24 protein-coding genes and 2 tRNA genes are annotated in these 26,515 nt (G+C 61.6%); 17 read left to right on the top strand and 9 right to left on the bottom strand.

The genetic code is table 11. The features are described 5' to 3' along the window. Positions 1 to 10: 10 nt before the first annotated feature. From C4K38_RS06500 to C4K38_RS06490, 3 genes are all read left to right on the top strand, one after another. Positions 11 to 1,588, top strand: a complete 1,578-nt coding sequence (locus C4K38_RS06500; RefSeq protein ID WP_053277697.1) for an AmpG family muropeptide MFS transporter — start codon at positions 11 to 13, stop codon at positions 1,586 to 1,588. Between the two features lie 129 nt (positions 1,589 to 1,717). Continuing rightward, positions 1,718 to 3,433: a proline--tRNA ligase gene (locus C4K38_RS06495; RefSeq protein ID WP_053277696.1), complete on the top strand. Its 1,716-nt coding sequence runs from the start codon at positions 1,718 to 1,720 to the stop codon at positions 3,431 to 3,433. Positions 3,434 to 3,450: 17 nt separating this feature from the next. After that, positions 3,451 to 4,404 (top strand): hypothetical protein, encoded by a 954-nt coding sequence (locus tag C4K38_RS06490; RefSeq protein ID WP_053277695.1) that lies wholly within the window; start codon positions 3,451 to 3,453, stop codon positions 4,402 to 4,404. Between the two features lie 59 nt (positions 4,405 to 4,463). Here the strand turns inward: C4K38_RS06490 and dinB are convergent, their stop codons facing one another. Continuing rightward, complete coding sequence (gene dinB / locus C4K38_RS06485) at positions 4,464 to 5,528, bottom strand: DNA polymerase IV (RefSeq protein ID WP_053277694.1); 1,065 nt, start codon at positions 5,526 to 5,528, stop codon at positions 4,464 to 4,466. Between the two features lie 299 nt (positions 5,529 to 5,827). Between dinB and C4K38_RS06480 the strand changes: the two genes are divergently transcribed. The 5 genes from C4K38_RS06480 to C4K38_RS06460 all read left to right on the top strand — a co-directional run bounded on the left by C4K38_RS06480 (position 5,828) and on the right by C4K38_RS06460 (position 11,187). Continuing rightward, positions 5,828 to 5,904, top strand: a tRNA-Met gene (locus C4K38_RS06480). Positions 5,905 to 6,111: 207 nt separating this feature from the next. After that, positions 6,112 to 6,188: transfer RNA gene (locus tag C4K38_RS06475), tRNA-Met, on the top strand. A 279-nt stretch (positions 6,189 to 6,467) separates the two neighbouring features. Further along, a complete protein-coding gene (mprF, locus tag C4K38_RS06470; protein ID WP_053277693.1) occupies positions 6,468 to 9,116 on the top strand; it encodes a bifunctional lysylphosphatidylglycerol flippase/synthetase MprF in 2,649 nt (882 codons plus the stop codon). Next, a complete protein-coding gene (locus tag C4K38_RS06465) occupies positions 9,116 to 10,411 on the top strand; it encodes a virulence factor family protein (protein ID WP_053277692.1) in 1,296 nt (431 codons plus the stop codon). Before mprF ends, C4K38_RS06465 begins: the two co-directional genes overlap by 1 nt. Positions 10,412 to 10,911: 500 nt before the next feature. Continuing rightward, entirely contained in the window at positions 10,912 to 11,187 is a 276-nt protein-coding gene (locus C4K38_RS06460) for a DUF3077 domain-containing protein (protein WP_053277691.1), read from the top strand. Positions 11,188 to 11,288: 101 nt separating this feature from the next. On the opposite strand, the gene C4K38_RS06455 is transcribed toward C4K38_RS06460, so the two are convergent. After that, on the bottom strand, positions 11,289 to 13,190 hold the full coding sequence (locus C4K38_RS06455) for a potassium transporter Kup (protein WP_053277690.1): 1,902 nt from the start codon (positions 13,188 to 13,190) through the stop codon (positions 11,289 to 11,291). A 331-nt stretch (positions 13,191 to 13,521) separates the two neighbouring features. Here C4K38_RS06455 and rimO point away from each other — a divergent pair, with 331 nt between their 5' ends. The 6 genes from rimO to tsaA all read left to right on the top strand — a co-directional run bounded on the left by rimO (position 13,522) and on the right by tsaA (position 18,446). Further along, positions 13,522 to 14,859 carry a 30S ribosomal protein S12 methylthiotransferase RimO gene (gene rimO, locus C4K38_RS06445; RefSeq protein WP_007923924.1) on the top strand — a complete coding sequence of 446 codons (1,338 nt, stop codon included), beginning with the start codon at positions 13,522 to 13,524 and terminating at the stop codon, positions 14,857 to 14,859. A 106-nt stretch (positions 14,860 to 14,965) separates the two neighbouring features. Beyond that, entirely contained in the window at positions 14,966 to 15,439 is a 474-nt protein-coding gene (locus C4K38_RS06440) for a GNAT family N-acetyltransferase (RefSeq protein ID WP_025806692.1), read from the top strand. An 82-nt stretch (positions 15,440 to 15,521) separates the two neighbouring features. Next, positions 15,522 to 16,232 (top strand): rRNA pseudouridine synthase, encoded by a 711-nt coding sequence (locus C4K38_RS06435; RefSeq protein WP_025806691.1) that lies wholly within the window; start codon positions 15,522 to 15,524, stop codon positions 16,230 to 16,232. Positions 16,233 to 16,298: 66 nt separating this feature from the next. Continuing rightward, positions 16,299 to 16,760, top strand: coding sequence for a YehS family protein (locus C4K38_RS06430; protein WP_053277688.1), 462 nt, complete (start codon positions 16,299 to 16,301; stop codon positions 16,758 to 16,760). Between the two features lie 133 nt (positions 16,761 to 16,893). Next, positions 16,894 to 17,664 carry an SDR family oxidoreductase gene (locus tag C4K38_RS06425; protein ID WP_053277687.1) on the top strand — a complete coding sequence of 257 codons (771 nt, stop codon included), beginning with the start codon at positions 16,894 to 16,896 and terminating at the stop codon, positions 17,662 to 17,664. Between the two features lie 86 nt (positions 17,665 to 17,750). Then, positions 17,751 to 18,446 carry a tRNA (N6-threonylcarbamoyladenosine(37)-N6)-methyltransferase TrmO gene (gene tsaA / locus C4K38_RS06420; protein WP_053277686.1) on the top strand — a complete coding sequence of 232 codons (696 nt, stop codon included), beginning with the start codon at positions 17,751 to 17,753 and terminating at the stop codon, positions 18,444 to 18,446. A 72-nt stretch (positions 18,447 to 18,518) separates the two neighbouring features. On the opposite strand, the gene fpr is transcribed toward tsaA, so the two are convergent. After that, a complete protein-coding gene (gene fpr, locus C4K38_RS06415) occupies positions 18,519 to 19,298 on the bottom strand; it encodes a ferredoxin-NADP reductase (RefSeq protein WP_007923929.1) in 780 nt (259 codons plus the stop codon). A gap of 135 nt (positions 19,299 to 19,433) precedes the next feature. On the opposite strand from fpr, the gene C4K38_RS06410 reads away from it, so the two are divergent. Next, positions 19,434 to 20,360 (top strand): LysR family transcriptional regulator, encoded by a 927-nt coding sequence (locus tag C4K38_RS06410; protein ID WP_007923931.1) that lies wholly within the window; start codon positions 19,434 to 19,436, stop codon positions 20,358 to 20,360. Here the strand turns inward: C4K38_RS06410 and C4K38_RS06405 are convergent. From C4K38_RS06405 to C4K38_RS06390, 3 genes are all read right to left on the bottom strand, one after another. Continuing rightward, on the bottom strand, positions 20,357 to 20,719 hold the full coding sequence (locus tag C4K38_RS06405) for a diacylglycerol kinase (protein WP_053277685.1): 363 nt from the start codon (positions 20,717 to 20,719) through the stop codon (positions 20,357 to 20,359). The genes C4K38_RS06410 and C4K38_RS06405 overlap by 4 nt on opposite strands. A gap of 76 nt (positions 20,720 to 20,795) precedes the next feature. Then, on the bottom strand, positions 20,796 to 21,446 hold the full coding sequence (gene erdR, locus C4K38_RS06400) for a response regulator transcription factor ErdR (RefSeq protein WP_009047330.1): 651 nt from the start codon (positions 21,444 to 21,446) through the stop codon (positions 20,796 to 20,798). Positions 21,447 to 21,780: 334 nt separating this feature from the next. Then, positions 21,781 to 22,491, bottom strand: coding sequence for a tRNA-uridine aminocarboxypropyltransferase (locus tag C4K38_RS06390; protein WP_053277683.1), 711 nt, complete (start codon positions 22,489 to 22,491; stop codon positions 21,781 to 21,783). Positions 22,492 to 22,680: 189 nt separating this feature from the next. Between C4K38_RS06390 and C4K38_RS06385 the strand changes: the two genes are divergently transcribed. Next, positions 22,681 to 23,103, top strand: a complete 423-nt coding sequence (locus tag C4K38_RS06385; RefSeq protein WP_009042441.1) for a PA3611 family quorum-sensing-regulated virulence factor — start codon at positions 22,681 to 22,683, stop codon at positions 23,101 to 23,103. Position 23,104: 1 nt separating this feature from the next. Here the strand turns inward: C4K38_RS06385 and C4K38_RS06380 are convergent, their stop codons facing one another. After that, positions 23,105 to 23,299, bottom strand: coding sequence for a hypothetical protein (locus C4K38_RS06380; protein ID WP_025806685.1), 195 nt, complete (start codon positions 23,297 to 23,299; stop codon positions 23,105 to 23,107). Between the two features lie 483 nt (positions 23,300 to 23,782). Between C4K38_RS06380 and C4K38_RS06375 the strand changes: the two genes are divergently transcribed. Then, the gene (locus C4K38_RS06375; protein ID WP_025806684.1) at positions 23,783 to 24,898 is read left to right on the top strand and encodes an LOG family protein; all 1,116 of its coding nucleotides are present in this window, start codon (positions 23,783 to 23,785) and stop codon (positions 24,896 to 24,898) included. Between the two features lie 45 nt (positions 24,899 to 24,943). On the opposite strand, the gene recX is transcribed toward C4K38_RS06375, so the two are convergent. Continuing rightward, entirely contained in the window at positions 24,944 to 25,411 is a 468-nt protein-coding gene (gene recX / locus C4K38_RS06370; protein ID WP_025806683.1) for a recombination regulator RecX, read from the bottom strand. Positions 25,412 to 25,419: 8 nt separating this feature from the next. Beyond that, positions 25,420 to 26,472 (bottom strand): recombinase RecA, encoded by a 1,053-nt coding sequence (recA, locus tag C4K38_RS06365; RefSeq protein ID WP_053277682.1) that lies wholly within the window; start codon positions 26,470 to 26,472, stop codon positions 25,420 to 25,422. Positions 26,473 to 26,515: the final 43 nt, after the last annotated feature.

The raw sequence follows: 26,515 nt of genomic DNA, 5'->3' as shown, positions 1-26,515 counted from the left end.
ACTCCAGCCCATGCCCCGTAAAACCTGGCGCGCCGCGCTCGCCGCCTATGCCAGCCCCTCGACGCTCGTGCTGTTGCTGCTTGGTTTCGCCGCCGGCCTGCCCTACATGCTGGTGTTTTCGACACTTTCAGTCTGGTTGCGCGAAGCCGGTGTGGCCCGCGAGACCATTGGCTACGCCAGCCTGATCGGCCTGGCCTACGCCTTCAAATGGGTCTGGTCGCCCTTGCTCGACCAATGGCGCCTGCCCCTGCTGGGCAAGCTCGGGCGCCGCCGCTCCTGGCTGGTCCTGTCGCAATCGCTGGTGCTGCTCGGGCTGATCGGCATGGGGTTCTGCGATCCGCAAAAACACCTGTCCTGGCTGATCGCCATTGCCGTTATCGTCGCCTTCGCCTCGGCCACCCAGGACATCGCGGTGGACGCCTACCGCCTGGAAATCGCCGAAGACAACCGCCAGGCTGCCCTGGCCGCCGCCTATATGTCCGGCTACCGCGTCGCCGCCCTGCTGGCCACCGCTGGCGCCCTGTTCTTCGCCGAAGGTTTCGGCTCCACCGGTTTCAGCTACAAACACTCGGCCTGGACCGGCACCTACGTGCTGTTCGGCGTACTGATGATTCCAGCCCTGCTGACCACACTGTTCATGCGCGAACCGCCCGTGCCACTGCGTACCCAGTTGTCGGCCGGGCGCTACAGTTTCCTGCACCAGCTGGTGTCGGTGTTCGTGCTGATCGTGCTGCTGGTGTCCGTGCCGGCGATGTTCACCCAGCTGTACAACACCGACTTCGCCAGCGTGCTGTTCGAAGGCGCCAGCCTGCTGGACCTGTTGCTGGAAGACCGGGCCTTCCTGCGCGCCATTCTCTACATCATCCTGACATCGCTGTGCCTGTCAGCCATGGGCCGCCGCGGCCTGGCTCCGGTGCTGACGCCTGTCAACGACTTCATCCTGCGCTATCGCTGGCAAGCCCTGCTGCTGCTGGGCCTGATCGCCACCTACCGGATGTCGGACACGGTGATGGGCGTGATGGCCAACGTGTTCTACATCGACCAGGGCTTCACCAAGGACCAGATCGCCAGCGTCAGCAAGATTTTCGGCCTGATCATGACCCTGGTCGGCGCCGGCATGGGCGGCCTGCTGATCGTGCGCTTCGGCATCCTGCCGATCCTGTTCATCGGCGGCGCCGCCTCGGCCGCCACCAACCTGCTGTTCCTGATGCTGGCCGACATGGGCCCCAACCTGCAGATGCTGGTGGTGACCATTTCCCTGGACAACTTCAGCTCGGGGCTGGCCACCTCGGCCTTCGTCGCCTACCTGTCGAGCCTGACCAACCTGAAGTTCTCGGCGACCCAGTACGCCCTGCTCAGCTCGATCATGCTGCTGTTGCCGCGCCTGATCGGCGGTTATTCGGGAGTCATGGTGGAGAAGTTCGGCTATCACGACTTCTTCCTGATTACCGCCCTGCTCGGTGTGCCGACCCTGATCCTGATCGCCCTGCACTGGTTCCAGGAAAGCCGCCGCGCCGAACCGCCGGAAACACCCGAAGCCGCACCGCCGGCCACTCCACCCACTACTGCGGTCAGCGAAGAACCCTAGGAAACCCCGGGGCGCACCGGCACTCATCCGGCGCCCCGACCTCCCCCGGCCGCAATCCTGTACGCCAAGGGTTCTCGCCCGTACAATGCTTCGTCACTTCTAGTCTTCAGCAACCGACAACGGCCTACCATGCGCACCAGTCAATTTTTGCTCGCCACACAGAAAGAAACGCCTTCCGATGCGGTCGTGATCAGCCATCAGCTGATGCTGCGCGCCGGCATGATCCGCAAACTGGCCTCGGGCCTGTACACCTGGCTCCCGATGGGCCTGCGGGTGATGCGCAAGGTCGAAGCCATCGTTCGTGAAGAAATGAACGCCGCCGGCTCGCTTGAAGTGTTGATGCCGAGCACGCAACCGGCTGAACTGTGGCAGGAATCCGGTCGCTGGGAGGAGTACGGCCCTGAACTGCTGCGCTTCAAGGATCGCCATGGTCGCGACTTCTGCGCCGGCCCGACCCACGAAGAAGTGATCACCGATCTGGCCCGCAACGAGCTGAGCAGCTACAAGCAGCTGCCGATCAACCTGTACCAGATCCAGACCAAATTCCGCGATGAAATCCGTCCACGCTTCGGCTTGATGCGCGGTCGCGAGTTCATCATGAAGGATGCCTATTCCTTCCACGCCGACCAGGCATCGCTGCAGGTCACCTATGACCGCATGCACCAGGCCTACTGCAACGTGTTCACCCGCCTGGGCCTGAAATTCCGTCCGGTCGAAGCGGACAACGGCTCCATCGGCGGCGCCGGCTCCCACGAATTCCACGTACTGGCCGAGTCCGGCGAAGACGACATCGTTTTCAGCAACGGCTCCGACTACGCGGCGAACATCGAGAAAGCCGAAGCCGTGCCACGGGAAACCTCGCGTCCGGCGCCGAGCGAAGAACTGCGCCTGGTCGACACCCCTGACGCGAAAACCATCGCGCAGCTGGTGGAAGGCTACAACCTGCCGATCGAAAAGACCGTCAAGACCCTGGTGGTGCACGCCGAGGAAGCCGGCAAGCTGATCGCCCTGATCATCCGTGGCGACCACGAGTTGAACGAAATCAAGGCCGCCAACCAGCCTGGCGTCGCCAGCCCGCTGGTCATGGCTTCGGAAGCCGAGCTGCGTGACGCCATCGGCGCCGGCGCCGGCTCCCTGGGCCCGCTGAACCTGCCGCTGCCCATCATCGTCGACCGTTCGGTGGCCCTGATGAGCGACTTCGGTATCGGCGCGAACGTCGACGACAAGCACTATTTCGGCTTCAACTGGGAACGCGACATGCCGGTCCCTACCGTGGCCGACCTGCGCAACGTCGTCTCCGGCGACCCGAGCCCGGACGGCAAGGGCACCCTGGAAATCAAGCGCGGCATCGAAGTCGGGCACATCTTCCAGCTGGGCAACAAGTACAGCAAGGCGATGAAGTGCGAAGTGCTGGGCGAGAACGGCAAGCCGGTCACCCTGGAAATGGGCTGCTACGGCATCGGCGTGTCCCGCGTGGTGGCTGCGGCCATCGAGCAGAACAACGACGAGAACGGCATCATCTGGAGCGACACCCTGGCCCCGTTCCAGATCGCTCTGGTACCGCTGCGCTATGAAACCGAGCAGGTTCGCGAAGCCACCGACAAGCTGTACGCGGAACTCACCGCCGCCGGCTTCGAAGTGCTGCTGGACGACCGCGACAAGAAGACCAGCCCGGGCATCAAGTTCGCGGACATGGAGCTGATCGGCATTCCACACCGGATCGTGGTCAGCGACCGCGGCCTCGCCGAAGGCAACCTGGAATACAAGAGCCGTACCGAAGCCGAGGCGCAAGCGCTGCCAGTGGCGGACGTGCTGTCCTTCCTCCAAGCCCGTATCCGTCGCTGAAACCAGATAGAGAAGTCATGTTCAAGCGAAACACCTTAAGCCTCGGTGGCGCCGCCTTGTGCGGCGCCCTGTTGCTCAGCGGCTGTGCCAACCAAATGTCGCAACGCAGCGAGCACGAGGAACGCGTCGAGCGCAAATTGCTCGACCACAGCCTGCAGATCGATGTCGGTGAGCCTAAGGTGCTTGAGCTGCCGCAACGCCGGGTACGCATCCACGAGCAGAAGACCTTCGAAGTCACCGAGTTCGAAGTCACGCGTCGCTACGATCGCTACACGCCCTATCAACCCTGGCGGGAGATCTACGAGATCCCGCTGGGCGCGGTAGCCGTGGTCGCCGGTATCGGCGCCAACGTGGTCAATGTGTTTGCCCTGGGCAACCTGCCGGACAGCGTCACCAAGGACTGGATCAGCTACGGCGTGGCCGGGCTCAACCCGTTCATGAACGTGCAGTCCCATGGTCGGGCGCAACAGAACCTGGCGGGGATCGATGAAGTCCAGCGCGACAAGCGCGTGGAGTATTCGAGCCTGCCCTGGAGCGAACGCCCGGTGCAGGTCAAGGCCGGCAAGGAAACCCATGAGCTGAGCACCGACCGCAACGGCATACTGCGCCTGAACCTGTTGGACAGCCCGTTTTCCGAGCAGGACCTGAACCACATCGGCAAGCTGCAGATCAGCGTCGCGGATGCCCAGGACGACGTGCATTCCGACTCGTCGCTGGCCATCAGCAACACCCTGCGCGGTAAGCTGCTGGAAGCGCACAACCTGATCTACGACGACCTCGAGGATGACGAAGTGAGCCAGTGGGTGCACCGGGTCAAGCGTCTCTCCGAACTGGGTCTGGAAGAAGAAGCCAGCGAACTGGAACAGAGCCTGATCGAGCTGACCCGCAACGATCCGGAGCTGCAAAGCGAATTTCTCAAGTCGCTGACCAAGAACGCCGGCCGCCTGGTCGCCGATCCCGGCGCCAATTGATCTGCAAGCCATCGCGAGCCAGCCTGCACTGCAGGAGTGGGCTGGATCGCGATGCTTTTTCAGGAACGGCTGAACAACTCCAGCTGTTCATGCCCGCCACGCATATCCTGCAAACGCACACCAATCCCCAATAGCCGCACCGGCCTGTCCCCGCGCTTGAACGCCTGGGTCAAAAGCTGCCGGTAACTCTCCAGGTCCCGCCCTGCCCCCGCCTGTTCGAGCGTGGTCTGGGTGAAATCGTGAAACTTCACTTTGACGAAGGGCTTGCCCGGACGATAACTGCTGTCGATTCGTTCGATCCGCCCGGCCAGGGTCTGCATCAGCTCCGGGAGTTTATCCAGGCAGCTCTGCAGATCGGGCAGATCGACGTCGTAGGTGTTTTCCACACTGATGGACTGCCGGCGGCTGTCGTTCTGCACCGGCCGCTCATCGATGCCCCGGGCCAAGTTCCACAGGCGCTCGCCAAAACTGCCGAACTCGCGCACCAGCGCCAGCTTGCTCCAGTCGCGCAACCCCTCGCAGTTGACGATACCCAGGCGTCCCAGTTTGTCGGCCGTGACCTTGCCCACGCCATGCAGCTTGTTCACCGGCAAGGCCGAAACGAAGTCCTCGACCTGGTCCGGGGTGATCACGAACAGGCCATTGGGCTTCTTCCAGTCGCTGGCGATCTTGGCCAGGAACTTGTTCGGCGCCACCCCGGCCGACACGGTGATATGCAGCTGGTTGGAGACCCGGCGGCGAATATCCTGGGCGATGCGCGTGGCGCTGCCGGCGAAGTTGGGGCTGTCGGAGACGTCCAGATAGGCCTCATCCAGGGACAAGGGCTCGATCAGGTCGGTGTAGTCGCGAAAGATCACATGAATCTCTTTCGACGCTTCCCGGTAGGCCTCCATGCGCGGCTTGACGATCAGCAAGTCGGGGCACAGCGTCAGCGCATGCCGCGAAGACATGGCCGAACGCACGCCAAAGGCGCGGGCTTCATAGTTGCAAGTGGCGATCACCCCGCGTCGCTCCGCCGAGCCACCCACCGCCATCGGCCTACCGGCCAATTGCGGGTCGTCGCGCATTTCGATGGCGGCGTAGAAGCAATCGCAGTCGATGTGGATGATTTTGCGCTGCGTCATATAAAGGCAGAGTTCATGGAAGCAAGAGGTCAATCGTGAGACAGGGCGACAGTATCTCACCGAGAACTGTATATAGCACCAGTAGTTTGATTTCTCCTGCCTGCCACCAGAAAAATCGGAAGATGAATTTATTTTCTCAATCGGTCAAAGCCCCTCAATAGAGCTGAAAGCCTTGTGTGGCATGCCCCCGAGGCCGATTCAAGGGCTGTCCTTTCAAGCTAAGCGATTGAACGAGAACAGTTTTTTTCGCCTGATCGGTTGACAGCCCGGCGATCCTCTGTAGAATGCCGCCACACAGACGCGGGATGGAGCAGTCTGGTAGCTCGTCGGGCTCATAACCCGAAGGTCGTCGGTTCAAATCCGGCTCCCGCAACCAAACATCAAAAAAGGCTACTCGAAAGAGTGGCCTTTTTTGTGCGCACCCGTTTTATCGCCGTGCCTTGCGCGAGTGTCGCGCAAAAAACAAAACCCTTTGCAGCTCCGGGACTTAACCCGCCCTGGGAGTCATTCAACACTTATTTGACTCAATGGACCATTAACGGTTGACACTCCGGCGTTCGTCTGTAGAATGCCGCCACACAGACGCGGGATGGAGCAGCCTGGTAGCTCGTCGGGCTCATAACCCGAAGGTCGTCGGTTCAAATCCGGCTCCCGCAACCAAACATCAAAAAAGGCTACTCGAAAGAGTGGCCTTTTTTGTATCTGTCGAAAAAATCTTTTCGCAACAATGACCTGGCAATCTCCCGTGAACCGTCAGTCACCTCCCCCACTCTTTCCAACCCGCTATGCTCATTGGCAGTCTGTCGCTTGAAAACGCTGGCCGTCCGGGCTCGCAGGGCCATGGTGAGACGCGTTAATATTTGAAACTATTTTTTCTGCAGGGATTGGTAACTTGGCTGGATACCCCCATCCTGTCGCGCACAATCCACGAGGTGATTGATGCGCGCCAACTCGTCTGATTCACAAGACACCGATACCGTTGCAGCGAACCCACCGGTTGCGGCCACCCGCTTGCGCTGGCTGGAGCTGTTGAGCAAATACCGCCAGCCCATCGGCATGGTCGTGACCCTGCTGCTGTTCGGCATCGCCCTGATTGCCTGTCGTCACCTGCTCAGCGAGCTGGATCTGTATGCCCTGCATGACTCGATCCTCGACGTGCCCAAACCGGCCCTGCTCGGTGCCCTGGCCGCAACCGTGGTCGGCTTCGTCATCCTGCTCGGCTACGAATGGTCCGCCAGCCGCTACGCCGGGGTGAACCTGCCGCCACGTACCCTGGCCCTGGGTGGCTTCACCGCTTTTGCCATCGGCAACGCCATCGGCCTGTCGCTGCTCTCCGGCGGCTCGGTGCGTTACCGACTGTATGCCCGGCATGGTGTGGGCGCCGGCGACGTCGCCCATATGACGCTGTTCGCCAGCCTGTCCCTGGGCTGCGCCCTGCCACCGCTTGCCGCCCTGGCGACCCTGAGCAACCTGCCCGCCGCCTCCGCCGCCCTGCGCCTGTCCGAAGGTCTGCTGGCCAGCATTGCCGGCGCCGTACTGCTGCTCTGCGCGATCCTGGTCATCGGTATCTACCGGCGCCGCCTGCCCGAACAGCCATTGCCGGACAATCTGCTGGTCAAGGCCGGGCGCCGCACCCTGCGCCTGCCGGGACGCCGCCTGACGCTCCTGCAACTGCTGATCACCGCACTCGACGTCGCAGCAGCAGCCACAGTGCTCTATCTGCTGCTGCCCGAAGCGCCGCCTTTCGGCGCTTTCCTGCTGGTCTACCTGCTGGCCCTGGCGGCCGGCGTGCTCAGCCATGTACCCGGTGGAGTCGGGGTGTTCGAAGCCATTCTGCTGGCCGCCTTCGCCGACAAACTCGGCGCGGCGCCACTGGCCGCCGCCCTGCTGCTGTACCGGTTGATCTACGTGATCCTGCCGATGCTGGTGGCCTGCGTCCTGCTGCTGATCAATGAAGCCCAGCGCCTGTTCCAGACCCGTCAATCGCTGCGGGTGGCCTCGGGCCTGGCGGCACCGATCCTCGCGGTGCTGGTGTTCCTGTCTGGCGTGGTGCTGCTGTTTTCCGGCGTGACCCCGGAGATCGACACCCGCCTGCAACACATCGGTTTTCTGATCCCGCACCGCCTGGTGGATGCCTCGCACTTCGGCGCCAGCCTGATCGGGGTGCTGTGCCTGCTGCTGGCCCAGGGCCTGCGCCGGCGCCTATCCGCGGCCTGGATACTCACCACCATCCTGCTGCTGGCCGGCGCCGTGCTCTCGCTGCTCAAGGGCTTCGACTGGGAAGAAGCCAGCCTGATGACCCTGACCGCCAGCCTGCTGGCGGTCTTCCGGCGCTCCTTCTACCGACCGAGCCGCCTCACCGAACTGCCGTTCTCGCCGCTGTACCTGGTGGCCAGCGTCTGCGTGCTGGGCGCCTCGATCTGGCTGCTGCTGTTCGCCTATCAGGACGTGCCTTACAGCCATCAGCTGTGGTGGCAGTTCACCCTCGACGCCGACGCCCCTCGGGGCCTGCGCTCGCTGCTGGGGGCCGCGGTACTGCTGGTGGTGGTGTCCCTGACCTGGCTGCTGCGCACCGCGCGCCCGGTGATTCACCTGCCCAATGGCGAGGAGCTGGACCGCGCGGCGAAGATCCTCATGGCCTCTTCCCAGCCCGACGGCGGCCTGTCCCTGACCGGCGACAAGGCCCTGCTGTTCCACCCCAACGACGACGCCTTCCTCATGTATGCGCGGCGCGGCCGCAGCCTGGTGGCGCTGTACGACCCGATCGGGCCGACCCAGCAACGGGCCGAGATGATCTGGCAGTTCCGCGACCTGTGCGACGTCCACCATGCGCGTCCGGTGTTCTATCAGGTGCGCGCGGAAAACCTGCCGTACTACATGGACATCGGCCTGACTGCGATCAAGCTCGGCGAAGAAGCCCGGGTTGACCTGAATCGCTTTGACCTCGAAGCCAAGGGCAAGGAGATGAAGGACCTGCGCTACACCTGGAACCGCGGCACCCGGGACGGCCTTGCCCTGGAAATCCATGAAGCCGGGCACGCGCCGATGGACGAGCTGAAAGTCATTTCCGACGCCTGGCTGACCGGCAAGAATGTCCGCGAGAAAGGTTTCTCCCTGGGACGTTTCAGCGAGGACTACCTCAAGCATTTCCGTATCGCGATCATCCGTTTTGAAGGACGTCCGGTGGCCTTCGCCAACCTGCTCGAGACCTACAGCCATGACCTGGCCAGCCTCGACCTGATGCGCGCCCACCCGGAGGCTCCCAAGCTGACCATGGAATTCATGATGGTCGGCCTGATCCAGCATTATAAAAACCATGGGTATGCCCGCTTCAGCCTGGGGATGGTGCCGTTGTCGGGCCTGCAACCCCGGCGTGGCGCGCCACTGACCCAGCGCCTTGGATCGATGGTTTTCCGTCGGGGTGAGCAGCTGTACAACTTCCAAGGGTTGCGCCGTTTCAAAGACAAATTCCAGCCTGACTGGGAACCTCGTTACATGGCCGTGCCCGCCGGACTGGATCCGCTGGTGGCACTGGCCGATACCGCCGCCCTGATTGCGGGCGGCCTGACTGGATTGGTGAAACGCTGATGATTCAACGCTCCTGGCGGTATGTATTAGCCACTCTGGTGGTGTTTGCCCTGATAGCGGGAGGCGGCTACTGGTACTGGAATCGTCCAGCGCCCCAACCGACCCTGGAACACCTGGCCCAGACCGATGGCTCGACCCTGACCCGTGTCACCCCGGCCACCCAGGCCAAGGCCCGGGTCGCCGTGGCCGTCCTCGCCGACGAAGCCCTGACCGATACCCAGCTCCTGGCCCTGAGCCGCGGCGGCGCGGCGCAGATCGTCCAGGTGATCCTGCCCAAGGACGACTGCAAGCTGCAGGAACAAGCCCTGCAAACCGCCCTTGGCCAACTCAAGGGCCCGGCGACCCTGGTCAGCGGCATCGGCCCTGGCGCCGCCCTGGCCTGGCGCTGGATCGCCACCCAGAACGACGACAAGGCCCAGGCCGTGTCGGTGGGCTTTACCATCAACCCGGCTCCAGGCTGCACCGATCCATTGCCCAAGACCCTGGCCCACGGCCATTGGCTGGTGGCCTGGAATGACAACCCGGATGACGAAAGCGCCGGTTTCGTGCGTGACACTCCCAATGCCAGCACCAGCATCAGCGACTACGACATTCACCTGCCCCAGGTGCTGAACAACGAGCTGCGCAAGCTGCTGGTGGGTTCGGACAACGGCGGCCTGAACATCCCGGTGGTCGAAGTGCCGGCCGGCCAGGCCAAGGACACCGTGACCCTGTTCCTCTCCGGTGACGGCGGCTGGCGCGACCTGGACCGCGACGTGGCCGGCGAGATGGCCAAGATCGGCTACCCGGTGGTCGGCATCGACACCCTGCGCTACTACTGGCAGCACAAGACCCCGGAACAGAGCGCCACCGACCTGGCCGAACTGATGCAGCACTACCGGCAGAAATGGGGTACCAAGCGCTTCGTGCTGACCGGCTACTCGTTCGGCGCCGATGTCTTGCCAGCTATCTACAACCGCCTGCCGGAAGCCGAGCAGCAGCGGGTCGACGCAATTATCCTGCTAGCCTTCGCCCGCACCGGCAGCTTCGAGATCGAAGTCGAAGGCTGGCTGGGCAACGCCGGCAAGGAAGCCGCCACTGGCCCGGAAATGGCCAAGCTGCCAGCGGCCAAGGTGGTGTGCATCTACGGTGAGGAAGAAGTCGACGAAAGCGGTTGCACCGACAAGACCGCCGTCGGCGAAGCCATGAAGCTGCCGGGCGGCCACCACTTCGACGAGAACTACCCGGCCCTGGCCCAGCGCCTGGTCAACGTCATCGAGAAGCGCCAGGGCAAGGACAAGGTCGCCGAAGAATGATCTGAGTGCCGTTGTATCAAAAGCCCCTGCAGCCTGATGGTTGCAGGGGCTTTTTTACGCCTGCTGAAAACTCAAGAGCGACCCGGTCTCCAGCACGGCTGGGCCATCCCGCCAGCATGCTGCCGGAACGCCTCAAGGCGCCAAACGAGGGCGGAACATCGCAATGCCGGATGACTCCCGCAGAGGTTGTAGGCAAACTCCGAACATTGCGTAAGGGGATGCGCTAGAGCACTTTGCTGCCTTGTTGGCCTTCGCTTCGACGGGATAGGCTCCAGACGTCGCTGACTATTCAGCGATCGGGCTTGGAAACCCGTTGAATACTAGCCGCAACAGCGCCCCATCACGATTACAGACATTCTTTGTGATCCTGAGTTATGGCAGCTGTGCGTGGGACGCCTTAGGGCGTGCCGGTTCCTAGTTTCCGGTTTTCCAACCTGCGTACAGCTGCCACCCATTTGCTTGGAAACGAATGCGGCAGCTCCTTAACTAGGAGTTTGATCATGTCCCAAACAAATCCGCCTGCACCTTGTGAACTGAAAACCATCGGCCTCACCCCTTTCATCTACCGCTCAGACCAGCCGCTGTTTCACGTCAGCGCCGGCGTCCCCATTGGCGACGCCCTGGCCCAAGCCTCCGACCTGTTGTTCCTCGCCAAGGCACTTGCCGAGGATGCCGCCTACACCAAAGACACCGACCGCCACGCCTGGGCCGCGCATTACCTGACGGCCATGAGCAAGGCGGTGATTGACGATGTAGTGCAGGTACTGACCCCGTAGCGCGAATCCATGCAGCTGCGGCCTGAAAGCCACTCAAGGCTCTGAAACGAAAAAGCCCCCGCTGCCGCAAGGCAACGGAGGCTTTTCGTTTTTGATTGGGCCTACATCTCGATCTGGGTACCCAGCTCGATCACCCGGTTCACCGGCAGCTTGAAGAAGCGCAAGTTGCCGTTGGCGTTCTTGAGCATGAAGGCGAACAGCGTCTCGCGCCAACGCGCCATGCCGACGATCTTGGAGGTGATGACCGTCTCGCGGCTGAGGAAGTAGGTGGTGCGCATCGGGCTGAAGTCCAGCTCGTCCAGATGGCACAGCTTCAGCGCTTCAGGCACGTCCGGCTCGTCGGTGAAACCGAAGTGCAGGATCACCCGGAAGAAGCCTTCGCCATAAGAGTCCACCTCGAAACGCCGTTGCGTCGGCACCCGTGGGATATCTTCATAGACCACGGTCAGCAACACCACTTGCTCGTGCAGCACCTGGTTATGCAGCAGATTGTGCAACAGCGCATGGGGTACGGCGTCGGAACGCGCGGTCAGGAACACCGCGGTACCCTGGACCCGATGCGGCGGTTGCACACGGATGCTGTTGATAAAGATCGGCAGCGGCAACGCGCCCTCGCCAAGGCGCTCCATCAACAGTTCCTTGCCGCGCTTCCAGGTGGTCATCAGGGCGAACAGCACAATCCCCGCCAATACCGGGAAAGCACCGCCCTGGAAGATTTTCGGCACGTTGGCGGCGAAGAACAGCCCGTCCACCAGCAGGAAGCCCACCAGGATCGGCACCGTCAGCACCGGCGACCACTTCCACAGCAACAACATCACCGCCGACACCAGGATGCTGGTGATCAGCATGGTCCCGGTCACCGCCACGCCGTAGGCCGAAGCCAGTGCGCCCGAGGACTCGAAGCCCAGCACCAGGAGGATCACACCGACCATCAGCGCCCAGTTCACCGCGCCAATGTAGATCTGTCCCTGCTCCGCGCTGGAGGTGTGCTGGATGTACATGCGCGGGATATAACCCAGCTGGATCGCCTGGCGGGTCAGGGAGAACGCGCCGGAGATCACCGCCTGGGAGGCGATCACGGTAGCCAGTGTGGCCAGCACTACCAGCGGGATCAGGGCCCAGCTCGGTGCCAGCAGATAGAAGGGGTTACGCGCCGCTTCCGGGTTTTCCAGGAGCAAGGCGCCCTGGCCGAAATAGTTGAGCACCAGCGCCGGCAGCACCAGGGCGAACCAGGCGCGGGCGATCGGCTTGCGGCCGAAGTGGCCCATGTCGGCGTACAGCGCTTCGGCGCCGGTCAACGCCAGTACCACGGCGCCCAGGATGGCCACGCCCATGCCCGGATGCACGATGAAGAACCGCACGCCCCAGACCGGGTTCAGCGCCTGCAGCACTTCCGGATGCTGGGCGATGCCGTAGACCCCCAGCCCGCCCAGGGTCACGAACCACAGGACCATCACCGGCCCGAACAGCTTGCCGATGCGATCGGTACCGTGTTTCTGGATCAGAAACAGCGCCACCAGCACGATCAGCGCCAGCGGCACGACCCAGTGCTCAAGCCCGTCGAAGGCGATCTCCAGCCCCTCTACCGCCGACAATACGGAAATCGCCGGGGTGATCATGCTGTCGCCATAGAACAAGGCCGCGCCGATCAGGCCCAGGATGACCAGGACCATCCGCAGCCTCGGATAGGGCGTCGACGCCCGCCGGGCCAGGGCGGTCAAGGCCATGATGCCGCCCTCGCCCTGGTTGTCGGCCCGCAGGATGAACAACACGTATTTGATCGAGACCACCCAGATCAGCGACCAGAAGATCAATGCAAGAATGCCGAATACACCGTCGTGGTTGACTGGAACCCCGTAATGCCCCGCGAATACCTCCTTCAAGGTATAAAGCGGGCTGGTCCCGATGTCGCCATAAACCACCCCGACCGCCGCCACCAGCATCCCCAGGGGCCTGGCCCTGGAATGCTCGCCGCCCACCGCCTGACTACTTGCCTGACCCATCCACCACTCCTACTACCCAGATCGGGGCTTCTTATAAAAGGCATGACATTCAAGACAACACTAAGCTTGCAAGACTCTCGTGAATGCCAATGCAGCATGCACCCATTTACTTACAGTTACAGACGTTCTGTTGACTATAAGAATTCACCTGGGCGCAACGGCGCGAAGCATAGCGCAGCACTCGTCGTATTTCCCTGCATAAAGCTGGTCAAGTGCGCCGGCCATCGCTAGAATTGCGCACTTTTTGATCAGAGGCGCCCCTAGCGCCCGTTCGTCGCCAGCGGTTTTATCCAAATCGCCGAGCGACCCGACACCTATACCGAGGTTAGACATGTCCACCCCTACCGCGCCAGCCAACCCCAAGGTCGGCTTCGTTTCCCTGGGTTGCCCGAAAGCGCTGGTCGATTCCGAGCGCATCCTCACGCAACTGCGTATGGAAGGTTATGACGTGGTGTCCACCTACCAGGACGCCGACGTCGTGGTGGTCAACACCTGCGGCTTCATCGACTCGGCCAAGGCCGAATCCCTGGAAGTGATCGGTGAAGCCATCAAGGAAAACGGCAAGGTCATCGTCACCGGCTGCATGGGCGTGGAAGAAGGCAATATCCGCGACGTGCACCCGAGCGTACTGGCCGTGACCGGTCCGCAGCAGTACGAGCAAGTGGTCAGTGCGGTGCACGAAGTGGTGCCGCCGAAACAGGACCACAACCCGCTGATCGACCTGGTACCGCCACAAGGTATCAAGCTGACCCCGCGCCACTACGCGTACCTGAAGATTTCCGAAGGCTGCAACCACAGCTGCAGCTTCTGCATCATCCCGTCGATGCGCGGCAAGCTGGTCAGCCGCCCGGTCGGCGATGTACTGGACGAGGCCCAGCGCCTGGTGAAGTCCGGGGTCAAGGAACTGCTGGTGATCTCCCAGGACACCAGCGCCTACGGCGTCGACGTCAAGTACCGCACCGGTTTCTGGAACGGCGCGCCGGTGAAAACCCGCATGACCGAGCTGTGCGAAGCCCTCAGCACCCTGGGCGTCTGGGTCCGCCTGCACTACGTCTACCCGTACCCGCACGTCGACGAGCTGATCCCGCTGATGGCCGCCGGCAAGATCCTGCCGTACCTGGACATCCCGTTCCAGCACGCCAGCCCGAAAGTGCTCAAGGCCATGAAGCGCCCGGCCTTCGAAGACAAGACCCTGGCCCGGATCAAGAACTGGCGCCAGATCTGCCCCGAGCTGATCATCCGTTCGACCTTCATCGTCGGCTTCCCCGGCGAAACCGAAGAAGACTTCCAGTACCTGCTCGACTGGCTGACCGAAGCCCAGCTCGACCGCGTCGGCTGCTTCCAGTACTCGCCGGTGGAAGGCGCGCCGGCCAACGACCTGGACCTGGAAGTGGTCCCGGACGAGGTCAAGCAGGACCGTTGGGAGCGCTTCATGGCGCACCAGCAGGCAATCAGCTCGGCGCGCCTGCAACAGCGCATCGGCAAGGAAATCGAAGTGCTGATCGATGAAGTCGACGAACAGGGCGCCGTGGGCCGCTGCTTCTTCGACGCCCCGGAAATCGACGGTAACGTGTTCATCGACGGTGCCGGCGACCTCAAACCAGGCGACAAGGTCTGGTGCCGGGTCACCGACGCCGACGAATACGACCTGTGGGCCGAAGTCCTGTAAGGCGTAAAAAACCGCAAAGCCCCGCTCTCTTCGCGAGATGCGGGGCTTTTTTACGTCTATCGTTTGCTCAGGACCACGGATGCGTCACCACACAGGAGCAGGCGGCATGCGCCATCATTCGGTCATCCATACCCCGAAACACAGTGACTACCCGGAACTGACCCGGGTCTGGGAAGCCTCGGTACGCGCCACCCACGACTTCCTGCCGGACAGCTACATCGAACTGCTGAGAAACCTGGTGCTGAACCGCTATCTGGATGCGGTGATGCTGATCTGCACCCGGGATCAGCGCCAGCACATCACCGGCTTCGCCGGGGTCGCCGCCGGCAAGATCGAAATGCTCTTCATCGACCCCGACCATCGCGGCCAGGGCCTGGGCAAGCAATTGCTCAGGTACGCCATCGAACACCTGAACGCCGACGAACTGGACGTCAACGAGCAGAACCCGCAAGCCCTGGGCTTCTACTTCAAGCAGGGCTTCGAGATCATCGGCCGCTCCGAGCACGACGGCATGGGCCAGCCCTACCCGCTGCTGCACATGCGTTTGAAACAGCCCCAGCAGCAGGCAGTGCGCGGCTAAAAGCCACAGCGGGCAAATGGACCCGCGATTAACCGGCGCCGGGCAGGTACAATGCCTGCCCCCTTTTGTTACGGCCCCTGTCATGACTGACCCGATTCGTCTCTCCAAACGCCTCATCGAACTCGTCGGCTGCTCCCGCCGGGAGGCTGAGCTGTTCATCGAGGGCGGCTGGGTCACCGTGGATGGCGAGGTCATCGACGAGCCGCAGTTCAAGGTCGACACCCAGAAAGTCGAGCTCGACCCGCAGGCCAAGGCCACCGCGCCAGAGCCGGTGACCCTGCTGCTGAACGTGCCGGCCGGCCAGGATGTCGACAGCGCCATGCAGTCGCTGAGCGCCGCCAGCCTGTCCGAGGAACACCGCTTCGGCAAACGGCCACTCAAGGGCCACTTCCTGCGCCTGACCGCCAGCGCCGACCTGCAAGCCAACGCCAGCGGCCTGCTGGTGTTCACCCAGGACTGGAAGATCCTGCGCAAGCTGACCGCCGACGCGGCCAAGATCGAGCAGGAATACGTGGTCGAGGTAGAAGGCGAGATGGTCGCCCACGGCCTCAACCGCCTGAACCACGGCCTGACTTACAAGGGACGGGAACTGCCGCCGGTCAAGGCCAGCTGGCAGAACGAAAACCGCCTGCGCTTCGCCATGAAGAACCCGCAACCGGGCGTGATCGCCCAGCTCTGCGAAGCGGTAGGCCTGAAGGTCGTCGCCATTCGCCGCATCCGTATCGGTGGGGTTTCCATCGGCAAGGTGCCGGTCGGGCAATGGCGCTACCTGTCCGCCAAAGAGAAATTCTAGGCCGACACCCATTCAGACGCCGCGCTTGCCTGCGGCGCTCAACGTGAACAGACCAGGACTGTAGACATGATTCATAACGATGTACTGCGCAGCGTGCGCTACATGCTCGACATCAGCGACAAGAAGGTCGTCGAGATCATCAAGCTCACCGGCTTTGAAGTGAGCCTGGACGACATCGTCGGCTACCTGAAAAAGGACGAGGAAGAAGGTTTCGTGCATTGCCCGGACGAGGTCATGGCGCACTTCCTCGACGGCCTGGTGATCTTCAAGCGTGGCAAGGACGAAAGCCGTCCGCCGCTGCCGATCGAACTGCCGGTGACCAACAACATCATCCTGAAGAAGCTGCGGGTCGCCTTCGAGCTGAAGGAAGACGACATGCACGCCATCCTCAAGGCCGCCGACTTCCCGGTGTCCAAGCCCGAGCTGAGCGCGCTGTTCCGCAAGTTCGGCCACACCAACTACCGCCCCTGCGGCGACCAGTTGCTGCGCAACTTCCTCAAGGGCCTGACCCTGCGCATTCGCGGCTGACTCCCCCTCGATCCGCGGTGGCCACCCTCGGCCACCGCCATGCATGATCCTTCATTCCCCCGCACAATAATGGCTCCGCTCACCGAGACTGACGACTAGGGTATGCACTGACCCTCAGCCCTCAGGATTCGCCATGCATCCCTACTTTTCCCTGCAAGGCCGTACCGCCCTGGTGACCGGCGGCACCCGCGGCATCGGCAAGATGATCGCCAAGGCGTTTGTCGAGGCCGGTGCCACTGTCTATGTCTGCGCCCGCGATGCCGAGGCCTGCCAGCAGACCGCAACGGAGCTCGGGGCCCTGGGCAGTTGCCATGCCCTTTCCGCCAACCTGGCGAATGAAGAAGGCATACAGCAACTCGTCTCCCGCCTCGAAGCCCAGGTCGATCGACTGGATATTCTGGTGAACAACGCCGGCACCACCTGGGGCGCGCCGCTGGAAAGCTACCCGGTCAAGGGCTGGGAAAAGGTCATGCAATTGAACGTGACCTCGGTGTTCAGCTGCATCCAGCAATTCCTGCCGCTGCTGCGCAAGGCGGGCTCCGCGGCCAACCCGGCGCGCATCATCAATATCGGCTCGGTGGCCGGGATCTCCTCCTTTGGCGAGCAGGCTTATGCTTATGGCCCGAGCAAGGCCGCGCTGCATCAGCTGTCACGGATCCTCGCCCGCGAACTGGTCAGCCAGCACATCAACGTCAACGTGATCGCCCCCGGGCGCTTTCCGAGCAAGATGACCCAGCATATCGGCAACGACGAGCAGGCCCTGGCCGAGGATACGGCGCTGATCCCGATGAAACGCTGGGGTCGCGAGGAAGAAATGGCCGCCCTGGCCATCAGCCTGGCAAGCACCGCCGGGGCCTATATGACCGGGAACATCATTCCATTGGATGGTGGCTTCAGCCTCTGACTCCACCTGTAGCCGCAGCCTGCGGCAGCGGCTACAGGTCAACGCGGGTTATCATGGCGGCCCCTACCCCGTCTCGACCCCAGACCATGACCTACAGCGTTTCCCCCATCGGCTTCGTACGCTCCTGCTTCAAGGAAAAGTTCGCCATCCCGCGCCAGCCGCAACTGGCCCCGGCGGCCCGTGGCGTGCTGGAGCTGGTGGCGCCCTTCGATCAGGGCGACGCGGTGCAGGGCCTGGAACAGGTCAGCCACGTCTGGCTGTTGTTTCTGTTTCACCAGGCGCTGGAAGACAAACCGCGGCTCAAGGTCCGCCCGCCGCGCCTGGGCGGCAACAAGTCCATGGGCGTATTCGCCACCCGCGCTACCCATCGACCTAACGGCATAGGTCAGTCGGTGGTCAAGCTGGACAAGGTCGAGGCCAACCGCCTGTGGATCTCCGGCATCGACCTGCTGGACGGCACGCCGGTTCTCGATATCAAGCCCTACGTGCCCTATGCCGACATCATCGACAGCGCGAGCAACAGCATCGCCAGCGCGGCGCCGGAGCTGATCCCGGTGCAGTGGAGCAACAACGCCCTGCAACAGGCCCATACGCACGCTCAACGCCTGCAGGAGCCACTGGTAGAGCTGATCGAACAATGCCTGGCCCAGGACCCGCGCCCGGCCTACCAGACGCCCACCCCGGAACGGGAATATGGCGCGCAGTTCTGGGACCTGGACGTGCGCTGGCATTACCCGCAGCCGGGCCTGATCCAGGTCCTGGAAGTGGTTCCCGCGCGCTGAGCGCCAGCCGGAAACGAAAAAGCCCGCGCTGCCTTCTTAGGCAACGCGGGCTTTTTCAGTGCTGCGAGTCGCTTACTTCTCGACGAAGGCGCGCTCGATCAGGTAGTCACCCGGCTCGCGCATGCGTGGCGAAACGGTCAGGCCGAAGCTATTGAGCACTTCGCTGGTCTCGTCGAGCATGCTCGGGCTACCGCACAGCATGGCGCGGTCGTCCTGCGGGTTGATCGGCGGCAGGCCGATATCGCTGAACAGCTTGCCGCTGCGCATCAGGTCGGTCAGGCGGCCTTCGTTCTCGAACGGCTCGCGGGTCACGGTCGGGTAGTAGATCAGTTTTTCACGCAGCGCTTCGCCGAAGAACTCGTTCTGTGGCAGGTGCTCGGTGATGAACTCGCGGTAGGCGACTTCGTTGACGTAACGCACGCCGTGGCACAGGATCACTTTTTCGAAACGCTCGTAGGTTTCCGGATCCTGGATGACGCTCATGAACGGCGCCAGGCCAGTGCCGGTGCTGAGCAGGTACAGGTGCTTACCAGGCTTCAAGTCGTCCAGTACCAGGGTACCGGTGGGCTTCTTGCTGATGATGATCTCGTCGCCTTCCTTCAAATGCTGCAGCTGGGAAGTCAGCGGACCATCGGGAACCTTGATGCTGAAGAACTCGAGATGCTCTTCCCAGTTCGGGCTGGCAATCGAGTAAGCGCGCATAAGCGGGCGGCCGTTGGGCTGTTGCAGGCCGATCATCACGAACTGACCGTTCTCGAAGCGCAGGCCCGGATCGCGGGTGCACTTGAAGCTGAACAGAGTGTCGTTCCAGTGATGAACACTGAGGACACGCTCGTGGTTCATGTTGCTCATGTACGGGGGACTCCTGGGAAGTTGTCGGCGCCTGCTCTGCGACAAGCGAGCCGAGCGCAATTGCACAGCATTCTAATGGCGGCGACAATATCTGTTAACTGGATTATTAAGATAAGGGTTATCGGTTATATCGATATGCGATTTACTCTCCGTCAACTGCAAGTATTCGTCGCCGTCGCCCAGCAAGAGAGCGTTTCTCGTGCTGCCGGCCTGCTGGCCCTTTCCCAATCGGCGGCGAGCACTTCGATCACAGAACTCGAACGGCAATCCAGTTGCCAGTTGTTCGATCGCGCCGGCAAGCGCCTGAGCCTCAACGCCCTGGGCAAGCAGCTGCTGCCCCAGGCAGTGGCGTTGCTGGACCAGGCCAAGGAAATCGAAGACCTGCTCAACGGCAAGTCCGGCTTCGGCTCGTTGTCGGTGGGTGCGACCCTGACCATCGGCAACTACCTGGCGACCCTGTTGATCGGCAGCTTCATGCAGGTCCACCCGGAGAGCCAGGTCAAACTCCATGTGCAGAACACTGCGCATATCGTGCAACAGGTCGCCCACTACGAAATTGACCTGGGTCTAATCGAAGGCGACTGCAGCCACCCGGACATCGAAGTGCAAACCTGGGTCGAGGATGAGTTGGTGGTGTTCTGCGCCCCGCAGCACCCCTTGGCCAAACGCGGCCATGCGAGCATGGAAGAGCTGACCCACGAGGCCTGGATTCTGCGGGAACAGGGCTCGGGAACGCGCCTGACCTTCGACCAGGCCATGCGTCATCACCGCAGCGCGCTGAATATCCGGCTCGAGCTGGAACACACCGAAGCGATCAAGCGCGCGGTGGAGTCGGGGTTGGGGATTGGCTGTATTTCCAGACTGGCGCTGCGCGACGCCTTCCGTCGCGGCAGCCTGGTTCCGGTAGAGACGCCGGACCTGGACCTGGCCCGGCAGTTCTACTTCATCTGGCACAAACAGAAGTACCAGACGTCGGCGATGCGCGAGTTCCTCGAACTCTGCCGCGCCTTTACCGCTGGGGTACAGCGCAGCGACGAGATCGTGCTGCCGAGCATTCCCTAAATCAGGATGACTGCCCAGACCACGGTAATCATGCTCAAGGCCACGAATTGCGCGGCGCTGCCCATGTCCTTGGCATTTTTCGACAGTGGATGGCGATCCAGGGAGATGCGGTCGATCGCCGCCTCGACCGCCGAATTGAGCAATTCGACAATCAATGCCAACAGGCAGACCGCGATCAGCAACGCCCGCTCGACCCGGCTGACATCCAGCAGGAAAGATACGGGGATCAGAATCGCGTTGAGCAGCACCAACTGACGGAACGCTGCTTCGCCGATGAAGGCGGCCCGCAGGCCATCGAGGGAATACCCCGAGGCATTGAGGATGCGTTTAAGACCGGTTTGACCTTTGAAAGGCGACATAAATTAGGCAACTAGAACAATAAGGAATGGGAAAGCTAGTTCAACCAAAGTCAAAAAAGCGTGAAGAAAGAGCCAGTTACTGGCTGGAAATTGACTCAAGTTGTTGCAGGAGCAGTGCCGCCTGAGTGCGGGTACGCACCCCCAGCTTACGGAAGATCGCCGTCACGTGGGCCTTGATGGTCGCTTCCGAAACGCTCAGTTCATAAGCGATCTGCTTGTTCAGCAAGCCCTCGCAGACCATGGTCAGCACGCGGAACTGTTGTGGCGTCAGGCTCGCCAGGCCTTCGCTGGCCGCCTTGGCCTCGGCGGAGACGCTGACTTGTTCAAAGGCCTGCGGCGGCCACCAGACGTCGCCGTCGAGCACGCTACGCACAGCCTGTTGAATGACTTCGAGAGAACTGGACTTGGGAATAAAACCGCTGGCACCAAATTCACGTGAACGCACCATCACTGATGCTTCTTCCTGTGCCGACACCATCACCACTGGAATCTGCGGGTACTGGCCGCGCAACAGCACCAGGCCGGAAAAACCGTAAGCGCCAGGCATGTTCAGGTCCAGCAGCACCAGGTCCCAGTCGGCCTTTTCGGTCAGGCGGGCTTCCAGTTCGGCAATGCTCGCCACTTCCACCAGACGGACATCCGGGCCGAGACCCAGGGTCACCGCCTGATGCAGTGCGCTACGAAAGAGGGGGTGGTCATCGGCAATCAGGATTTCGTATGTGGCCATTTTTCAAATGATCCTGTTTTTTATGGGAGAACCGATGCATTCGGTCCTCGCCAAGGCAACACAGGTGTCAGCCAGAATGCTGCACCCAAAGAGCACGATCAACGCCAAGAGCCCGGAAATGCGGTGTTTCAAGGATAGGTCGCGCCCTAATCGGCGCCAAGCATGCCCAGCGAAGCCGGGGTGGTCAAGCTTCGGGCTGTGCGGCATCTTAGCTTGCTAACTAACAAGAGTGCCATCATGCAAAGCCACGCCCTGCGCGGCTGTGCCTCGATGCCGAGCGGGATACTGATGGCGCAACTTTGGCCGGAAAAACTCCAGCCCCTTGCCTCAGGCCTTACAGAAAAGGCTTGAGGCGTGTGTGCGTATCGTCGTCCGGGTTGATCTCAAGCTGAAACTTGGCCGACAGATAATGAGTGCTGAACACATCCAGATAAGCATCCAGCACTTCGCCGGCCTGCCGGTCCGCGGCCAGTTCCAGACACAACGCCGCAACCTCCGCAGTACAGAAATGATCGTCGCGCTTGGAACGCCGCAGCTTGTAGCGCGACAACTGCTCGGGCTCCAGGCTCAATACCGGCAAGTGCTCAAGATAAGGGCTTTTGCGAAACATCTTGCGTGCTTCGCTCCAGGTCGCATCCAGCAGGATAAACAGCGGGCGCTTGCCCTCTTCCAGGCGGACTTCGCTCACCACCCGCTGAGGCGCGACAAACTCCCCGGGGAACACCACATAAGGCTGCCACTGGGGATCGGCCAGCAAGGCCAGCAACTGGGGATCGACCTCCGTCCGCGACCAGGGGAACGCCATGGTGTCCTCTATGACATCGGCGATCAGCCAGCCGGTATTGCTCGGCTTCATGGGTTCGACGTCATGCATGATCAGGCACATCGCCGATTGCGCGGAAACCTTGGGGCGCCAGGCGCACATGCAGTGGCTGGGAATCACCCGACAGCCCGCACAGCGTTCCGCCCGGGAACCCCGCGCGGTAAAAGGTCTGACAGCACGTGCGAGACGCTGGGCGCGCAGGCGGGAAACGGCGTGACTCATTAGAAGCCGCCCTGACAGAAAGAAGGAATCGACACGAAAGGAACTCGGAAAGCTGAAAATTCGCACAAGTTTATCAGAGCTCTCTGCTCAAACCTGTACCGCCTACCCTCGCTCCCCTATAATTCGCCGCCACTGAACGCACAGTCACGTGACTGGTCGAAGCATCAGTCACTGAACCAGGAGAGTTTCATGTTACGCTTTATCGTTCCCACCGCCGCCCTTCTGCTGGCCTTGCCGTTCAGTGCTCAGGCTGCATCGCTGCAAGACTTCGAACTGAACAAGACCCTGCAGAAAACCGCCGAGGAAAGTAACGTCGGCACGCCCCGGGAAGTCAACGAGAACATCCTCGACCAAGGTTATACCGTCGAAGGCAAGGAGCTGATCAACCACCTCAGCGTCCAGGCCGAACACGCTGAAAAAATGCGCGCCAACCCCAAGGCGGTGTACCTGCAACTGGGTGCCAGCGTTTGTCGTGACCCGAACTACCGCAAGCTGATGGCCAAGGGCGCGATCATGCGCTACGAATTCACCGAAAACCGCACCAACCGCCCGGTCGCCTCGGCGCGCTTCCAGGAGTCGGACTGCCCGGCCCCGACCAAGAAGAAAAAGTGATTCAGTGTCCTGCTGCGTGCCGCTGTTGATCATCGGCCCGCAGCTCCGCTAACAGGGCCTGCAAATAGCTCGAACGGCGCTCCCCACCTTCAAGCCGGCGTCGACACTCCTCTTCAAGAGTCAGATGATTGGCGTCTGCCGCTGACTTCAGCAGTTGATACAGCTGCGCATCTATATCCAGCACGACTTTGTGCATGACCAGCCTCCGTGCCCCCACTCGCCATTACCTGCGCGACAACCCCGACCCGTGCATCCTGACCTTTGACGCCAAGCTGTCTTGCTGGCGCTGTAACCTAGTAAATCAGAGCCTCCTGCGGTCGGTACGCGTTCAGACAGGCGGTGAAAACACTACGCGCCACCGTCAATAAGTGATTGCCAGCCCCGACTTTCAAGGGCCATGATCAAGTCAGCGCGAATCATCATGAAGGTCTAGATTTCAAAGTGTTCATGTTGAATTTTCCTGGGTGGATCCGGAGGCTGCCCAAGCGCGTCTTGCAGTGCAGATGCTTTCTAAATCAAGGAATAGCAGAACCTGTATGGATGGCCCGCTGGCCACGACAGGGTTTTTCCACCCTGGCGAATCAGCCGCCAAAACCGGGCTGACAGCGACACATGCAGTGTCGTGATACCAACGAATGCTTCGTTCGTGTCAAAGGTTCTGTGCAGAAGGAGAAGTTGAATGCCTTACGAACCGAATGACCTCCTCAGTCGTCATTTTCAGAGCAACGGTATCGACCTCAGCAAGGTCGAAGAACAACTCAACCTGATCGCCCCCAACAGCCCCAATATCCCTCTTTACCGCGACATGATTCTCACCGTCCTGCGCATGGCCCAGGACGACCTCAACCGCTGGAACGCAAAAATCACCCTGCAGGCCCTGCGCGAACTGGAACATGCTTTCCGTGTACTGGAACAGTTCAAGGGGCGACGCAAGGTGACGGTATTCGGCTCCGCGCGTACACCGATCGAACACCCGCTGTATGGCCTGGCGCGAGAACTCGGTGCAGCCCTGGCCCGCTCCGACCTGATGGTCATCACTGGCGCTGGTGGCGGCATCATGGCCGCGGCCCACGAAGGTGCCGGTCGCGATCACAGCCTGGGGTTCAATATCACCCTGCCCTTCGAGCAGCATGCGAACCCGACGGTGGACGGCACAGAGAACCTGCTGTCCTTCCACTTCTTCTTTACCCGCAAGCTGTTCTTCGTCAAGGAAGCCGATGCCCTGGTGTTATGCCCGGGTGGCTTTGGCACGCTTGATGAGGCGCTGGAAGTACTGACCCTGATCCAGACCGGCAAAAGCCCGCTGGTACCGGTGGTGCTGCTGGATGTCCCGGGAGGGACCTTCTGGCAAGGGGCGCTGGACTTTATTCACAACCAGCTCGAGAACAACCGCTACATCCTGCCAACCGACATGAAGCTGATGCGCCTGGCGCACAACACCGAGGAGGCGGTGAAGGAAATCAACCAGTTCTACAGCAACTTCCACTCCAGTCGCTGGCTGAAACATCAGTTTGTCATTCGCATGAATCACAAGCTCAGCGAACCGGCGCTCGAGCAGATGCAGACGGCTTTCGCCGACCTGTGCCTGAGCGATCGCTTCCATCAACATGCTTACAATGTCGAGGAACACAACGAACCGGAGTTCAGCCATCTGGCACGCCTGTCGTTCACCTTCAACGCCCGCGACAATGGTCGCCTGCGCGAACTGATCGACTTCATCAATTTGCCGGAAAACTGGGCGGTGAATCAGGCCAGGACGCCACAACGCAGCAGAGAACCGATCAAGGTCACTTGAACGGAAAAGCAGCGGCCCGCGCATTCGACTCGCGGGCCCTACAGGTCAGTCGTCCACCCTTCGGCCGCTCAACAAGCGGCCGATCATGTCCATCGAATATCCCCGATAACCCAGAAAGCGGCCTTGTTTGGCACGCTCCTTGGCATCTATCGGGAAATGCCCGGCAAACTTGCGCCGCCAGACCTCTTCCAGTTGCGCTTGCCAGTCGATACCGCTCTCACGCAAAGCGAGTTCGATATCGGCGCGCTGCAAACCGCGCTGGCTGAGTTCTTCGCGAATACGCATGGGGCCGTAGCCGGAACGGGCACGATAGGAAACGAAACTTTCGAGGTAGCGGGATTCGGATAACAGCCCCTCTTCCGTCAAACGGTCAAGGGCTGTTTCGATCATTTCGGGAGGGGCGCCGCGCTGACGCAGTTTACGCGTCAGCTCGACTCGACCATGCTCGCGTCGCGCGAGCAGGTCCATTGCGGTTCGCCGCACCGCGACGAGGGTATCGAGTACGGCGGTCATCGGATCGATCAGATATCCGCGTCGGCCATGTCATCGATGGTCTCGTTGACGGGCAGAGCCTTGGTATCTCCGCTCGGAGCCAGCAGCTTGTCGCGAATCTGCTTCTCGAGGGCATTACCGATTTCCGGATTGTCCTGCAGGAACTTGGCCGAGTTGGCCTTGCCCTGACCGATCTTGTTGCCCTGGTAGCTGTACCAGGCACCGGATTTCTCGAGGAAACCGTGCAGCACGCCCAGATCGATGATCTCGCCGTTCAGGTAGATACCCTTGCCGTACAGGATCTGGAATTCAGCCTGACGGAAGGGTGGAGCCACCTTGTTCTTGACGATCTTGACCCGGGTTTCGCTACCGACGACTTCGTCACCTTCCTTCACCGCGCCAGTACGACGGATATCCAGACGAACCGAAGCGTAGAACTTCAGCGCGTTACCACCGGTGGTGGTTTCCGGGCTGCCGAACATCACGCCGATTTTCATACGGATCTGGTTGATGAAGATCACCAGGCAGTTGGCGTTCTTGATGTTACCGGTGATCTTGCGCAGCGCCTGGGACATCAGGCGAGCCTGCAGGCCCACGTGCATGTCGCCCATCTCGCCTTCGATCTCGGCCTTGGGTACCAGTGCCGCCACGGAGTCGATCACGATCACGTCGATGGCATTGGAGCGCACCAGCATGTCGGTGATTTCCAGCGCCTGTTCGCCGGTATCCGGCTGGGAAACCAGCAGGTCGTCGACGTTGACCCCCAGTTTGCCGGCGTATTCCGGGTCCAGTGCGTGCTCGGCGTCGACGAAGGCGCAAGTGGCGCCCATCTTCTGTGCCTGGGCAATCACCGACAGGGTCAGGGTGGTTTTACCGGACGATTCCGGACCGTAGATTTCAACAATACGGCCTTTTGGCAGACCACCGATGCCGAGTGCGATGTCCAGACCCAGAGAGCCAGTGGAAATGGCCGGGATCGCCTGGCGATCGTGATCGCCCATACGCATTACGGCACCCTTGCCGAATTGACGTTCGATCTGACCCAGGGCCGCAGCCAAGGCTTTCTTCTTGTTGTCGTCCATTAAAGTCCTCACGTAATCAATAAGGCCTGACGGCCAACACCTG

Origin of the sequence: Pseudomonas chlororaphis subsp. piscium, assembly GCF_003850345.1 — a bacterium.
Lineage (GTDB): Bacteria > Pseudomonadota > Gammaproteobacteria > Pseudomonadales > Pseudomonadaceae > Aquipseudomonas > Aquipseudomonas piscium.
Note: the sequence above shows the minus strand (reverse complement) of the source record. Positions and strands in the feature narration are given on the sequence as shown.

What these genes read in the sequence shown, in the direction of transcription:
- C4K38_RS06500 (WP_053277697.1), top strand. Translation starts at nt 11, where the DNA reads ATGCCCCGTAAAACCTGGCGCGCCGCGCTCGCCGCCTATGCCAGCCCC.
- C4K38_RS06495 (WP_053277696.1), top strand. Translation starts at nt 1,718, where the DNA reads ATGCGCACCAGTCAATTTTTGCTCGCCACACAGAAAGAAACGCCTTCC.
- C4K38_RS06490 (WP_053277695.1), top strand. Translation starts at nt 3,451, where the DNA reads ATGTTCAAGCGAAACACCTTAAGCCTCGGTGGCGCCGCCTTGTGCGGC.
- dinB (WP_053277694.1), bottom strand. Translation starts at nt 5,528, where the DNA reads ATGACGCAGCGCAAAATCATCCACATCGACTGCGATTGCTTCTACGCC.
- mprF (WP_053277693.1), top strand. Translation starts at nt 6,468, where the DNA reads ATGCGCGCCAACTCGTCTGATTCACAAGACACCGATACCGTTGCAGCG.
- C4K38_RS06465 (WP_053277692.1), top strand. Translation starts at nt 9,116, where the DNA reads ATGATTCAACGCTCCTGGCGGTATGTATTAGCCACTCTGGTGGTGTTT.
- C4K38_RS06460 (WP_053277691.1), top strand. Translation starts at nt 10,912, where the DNA reads ATGTCCCAAACAAATCCGCCTGCACCTTGTGAACTGAAAACCATCGGC.
- C4K38_RS06455 (WP_053277690.1), bottom strand. Translation starts at nt 13,190, where the DNA reads ATGGGTCAGGCAAGTAGTCAGGCGGTGGGCGGCGAGCATTCCAGGGCC.
- rimO (WP_007923924.1), top strand. Translation starts at nt 13,522, where the DNA reads ATGTCCACCCCTACCGCGCCAGCCAACCCCAAGGTCGGCTTCGTTTCC.
- C4K38_RS06440 (WP_025806692.1), top strand. Translation starts at nt 14,966, where the DNA reads ATGCGCCATCATTCGGTCATCCATACCCCGAAACACAGTGACTACCCG.
- C4K38_RS06435 (WP_025806691.1), top strand. Translation starts at nt 15,522, where the DNA reads ATGACTGACCCGATTCGTCTCTCCAAACGCCTCATCGAACTCGTCGGC.
- C4K38_RS06430 (WP_053277688.1), top strand. Translation starts at nt 16,299, where the DNA reads ATGATTCATAACGATGTACTGCGCAGCGTGCGCTACATGCTCGACATC.
- C4K38_RS06425 (WP_053277687.1), top strand. Translation starts at nt 16,894, where the DNA reads ATGCATCCCTACTTTTCCCTGCAAGGCCGTACCGCCCTGGTGACCGGC.
- tsaA (WP_053277686.1), top strand. Translation starts at nt 17,751, where the DNA reads ATGACCTACAGCGTTTCCCCCATCGGCTTCGTACGCTCCTGCTTCAAG.
- fpr (WP_007923929.1), bottom strand. Translation starts at nt 19,298, where the DNA reads ATGAGCAACATGAACCACGAGCGTGTCCTCAGTGTTCATCACTGGAAC.
- C4K38_RS06410 (WP_007923931.1), top strand. Translation starts at nt 19,434, where the DNA reads ATGCGATTTACTCTCCGTCAACTGCAAGTATTCGTCGCCGTCGCCCAG.
- C4K38_RS06405 (WP_053277685.1), bottom strand. Translation starts at nt 20,719, where the DNA reads ATGTCGCCTTTCAAAGGTCAAACCGGTCTTAAACGCATCCTCAATGCC.
- erdR (WP_009047330.1), bottom strand. Translation starts at nt 21,446, where the DNA reads ATGGCCACATACGAAATCCTGATTGCCGATGACCACCCCCTCTTTCGT.
- C4K38_RS06390 (WP_053277683.1), bottom strand. Translation starts at nt 22,491, where the DNA reads ATGAGTCACGCCGTTTCCCGCCTGCGCGCCCAGCGTCTCGCACGTGCT.
- C4K38_RS06385 (WP_009042441.1), top strand. Translation starts at nt 22,681, where the DNA reads ATGTTACGCTTTATCGTTCCCACCGCCGCCCTTCTGCTGGCCTTGCCG.
- C4K38_RS06380 (WP_025806685.1), bottom strand. Translation starts at nt 23,299, where the DNA reads ATGCACAAAGTCGTGCTGGATATAGATGCGCAGCTGTATCAACTGCTG.
- C4K38_RS06375 (WP_025806684.1), top strand. Translation starts at nt 23,783, where the DNA reads ATGCCTTACGAACCGAATGACCTCCTCAGTCGTCATTTTCAGAGCAAC.
- recX (WP_025806683.1), bottom strand. Translation starts at nt 25,411, where the DNA reads ATGACCGCCGTACTCGATACCCTCGTCGCGGTGCGGCGAACCGCAATG.
- recA (WP_053277682.1), bottom strand. Translation starts at nt 26,472, where the DNA reads ATGGACGACAACAAGAAGAAAGCCTTGGCTGCGGCCCTGGGTCAGATC.